We start from the raw sequence: 3,022 nt of genomic DNA, 5'->3' as shown, positions 1-3,022 counted from the left end.
GTTAATTAGCGGCATTCCTGATAGTGAAGTTAAGAAAATGTCTATTACAGATTTTAACCATTGTAAGGATTACCTCATGAGTTTTTTGGCTCTCGGTCTTTTAGAGAGTGGCGACAATTAGCCGTTGATGTAACTTACTTTTATCGATGGGGGCCGCATGAAGCATGGTCACTCAGTAAAAGCCGGCTACTTTGGTGGGTTAAGCAAACAAATAAAATACTAGATAGAGGGTGATATGGCGGGTAGCACATTTGATTTTGAATTAGTTGCTGACGATAAGGCAAGTGGCGTTATCCGTCAGATAGAAGGCGAACTAAGCCGCTTACGTCCAACACTGAAAGATGCTGGGGAGAGATTACGACTTGGTGGTGATGAGACCATTTCAGGAATGGGCACTATCGGCGATAAATTACGGGATATCTCTGATTTTGCAAAGGGAGGTGTTCAAAGTATTGGTGATATGATCCCCCCATTAAAAAACCTTGGTGCACTCACTGGGGGTTTAATGAAAGCGGGTGGTATTGGAGCCATGATAGCAGGTGGTCAAAAGTATATGACCGAAGCCGCAGAAAATGGCACAAAAAATGTTACCTCAGCTAAGAATATGGGGATGTCGGTAGAAGAAAGTACGCGATTATCGGGTACTTTGGTTCAAAAAGGCGCGAGTAAGGATGAAGCTAGCGGTATTATGGAAAGTTATTATGAAAAATTAAGCCAAGCGAATAAGGGGCAAGATGGCGAGTTATTAGCTTCAATAAAAAGTATTGGTGCTGAATTAGTTAAAAACAAAGATGGTAGCGTCAATATCACTAAAACATTAGAAAGTTTAGAGGCTGCAATTCAAGAGTTACCTGATAGCCGAAATTGGGAACTAAGAGATAAATTAAAATTACCGCCTGAACTAATCGCCCTCTTAAAAGAGGGAAAGGGAAAATTAAAAGAACGCATGGCGCGTTCAGACAAAATCGGCTTAACCGTTAGTGACGAACATGCGGAACGTATGGATAAGCTTAATACAAAAATTAAAGATCTTGGTGCTGAATTTGAAGGTGCTGGCAATAAACTGGAAAAAGGGATATTTGATTTTCTCTATAATGACAGCATGTTAATGAAAATTCCTGATTTTGGGGATGTTGATAAGGCTACAAATAGGATTAAGGAAGTTGAGGAGCGCGTTAATGATACACCTGATAATTTCTATCATGGTGATAAACGTAAGGATCTTATTGCCAGAGCTCTCAAAGATGAAGATTACAAGAAATCACTGAGCTTCTATGAAAAAACACGTTTGATTGCTCATGACCCTACAGAAGCGCAATACAAAGCGATAGAAGAGAAATACGGCATAGAGTGGGAAAAACAAAAGAAGCTGGCAGAAGAACGTAAAAATACGCCTAGAATCAACATTGGTGACAAAATTCCTGATTACTGGTCAATGACACCCAATAAAGATCCAAGGGTACGGGCATTCCGTAACAATAATCCGGGTAATGTCAGGGAAGCCAGTAATGAGATTGGGCGTGATGAGCCGGGCGTTGATATCTATGGAAACAAGAAAGGCTTTGCTATTTTTCAAGATGAAAATGATGGTAGAGCTGCATTAGCCCGTCAATTATTGCTATATATGGATCGCGGCAATAATACCCTAGATGGGATTATGAGAAAGTACGCCCCTAGAAAAGATAACAATAAAACAGGTGAATATATCCGTTATATGTCTCAACATATGGGGGTTGGGCCATATCAACCTTTAGATTTATACGATCCCGAAGTGCTGGCCAATGCAATGAATGGGATAATTAAAAAGGAAACAGGCTATCAGCCCTACTCCTATGAAGAAATGATGGGTTCTATTGATGATGCAATTAATCACCCTAAATGGGCTGGAAAGCGCAATTCTACGCGATTAATGGAACAGCGTGACAGATGGTATTTAGAGTCTGAGCAACAGCAAGAGGCTACTTCTCAATCCGCACCATCAATCACAATGAATGATGTTTCAGCTAATGCCAACATTGCCGAGGTGATAGGTGAAGCTATACGGTTAGGGCTAGCGGAAAACCAAAGCAAGGGAACGTTAGAAATAGTATTAACTAACCCTGTCACAGGAGCCAAACAGCTATTGAATGTGAATACAACAGGGCGTATCACTACAGCTATGGATCTACCTTAAATATGCATTGCCCCAAACTTTTTAATTACAGTATTGGGGCACTTTTGAAAAAATATATTCTATTAGAATTCAAGTCGATAATTAGGGTCATCATTGAAAACAAAGTGAGCTTGAAGAATTTCATTAGTCCATGCTAGCACTAAGCATAGACCTTGATTACGTACGCCCCATTTTTTAGATTCATCACCTGCATAACCGCAATACATTTCATACATTCTATTTTCATATTCACTCTCAAAATTAAATTTTTCATAGAAATGAACACTCAAATCAATATCATTTCCGCATTTTGATTTAATAAACTGTAATAACATTTTATTTTCAATTGCTGAATGAACTTGTTGAATTGATATATCTTGGTGTTTTCCTGAATCGATCAGAGAATTAAGTTGAAGAATTAGCGTAGTAACTAAAGTTCCTTTCATATGATTTCCTTATTTAAATAACAGATGTAGTATATAAAATCACCTATTTTTCTCAATGTAATTTAAAGTATCAATTTCTGAGCTTTCTTTGTTTAAGTAATTGAAAAAAATAATTTTATTTATTTTCATTTCTTCATCAAATAAGGATTTTGATAGTGAATTAAGATCGGTCTCTAACCCAACTTTAGCAATATGGTAAATTTCTCTTCCCGCAGCTGTTAAGCTAACAAAACTTGCTTTCGGCTCTGGATCAATACTACCTTCAACAAAAATACAGTAGTCATCTTTTTGAAGATAAAAACCTTGTGACGTTTTACCGTCATGGTAGGTCACACTTGTTTTTTCCCATTTACTATGAAGGCCAACTCCTGCATATGTAACTAGCCCTGCATTAGCAAGAGAAAACAGATCTTCCTGAGTTAAC

At 37.9% G+C, this 3,022-nt stretch carries 3 protein-coding genes; 1 reads left to right on the top strand and 2 read right to left on the bottom strand.

Going from position 1 to position 3,022, the window contains the following annotated elements:
- Nucleotides 1–235: 235 nt before the first annotated feature.
- On the top strand, nucleotides 236–2,173 hold the full coding sequence (locus PSF16_RS17010) for a hypothetical protein (RefSeq protein ID WP_272689766.1): 1,938 nt from the start codon (nucleotides 236–238) through the stop codon (nucleotides 2,171–2,173).
- A 62-nt stretch (nucleotides 2,174–2,235) separates the two neighbouring features.
- On the opposite strand, the gene PSF16_RS17005 is transcribed toward PSF16_RS17010, so the two are convergent.
- Both PSF16_RS17005 and PSF16_RS17000 read right to left on the bottom strand, forming a co-directional pair.
- Entirely contained in the window at nucleotides 2,236–2,598 is a 363-nt protein-coding gene (locus tag PSF16_RS17005) for a hypothetical protein (protein ID WP_272689765.1), read from the bottom strand.
- A gap of 39 nt (nucleotides 2,599–2,637) precedes the next feature.
- A partial coding sequence (locus PSF16_RS17000; RefSeq protein ID WP_272689764.1) for a hypothetical protein occupies nucleotides 2,638–3,022 on the bottom strand: 385 nt, incomplete at its 5' end.

The sequence above is a fragment of the Providencia sp. PROV033 genome (genome assembly GCF_028484855.1).
GTDB lineage: Bacteria > Pseudomonadota > Gammaproteobacteria > Enterobacterales > Enterobacteriaceae > Providencia > Providencia alcalifaciens.
The sequence above is the reverse complement of the archived record's forward strand: the minus strand, read 5'-3'. Positions and strand labels throughout refer to the sequence as shown.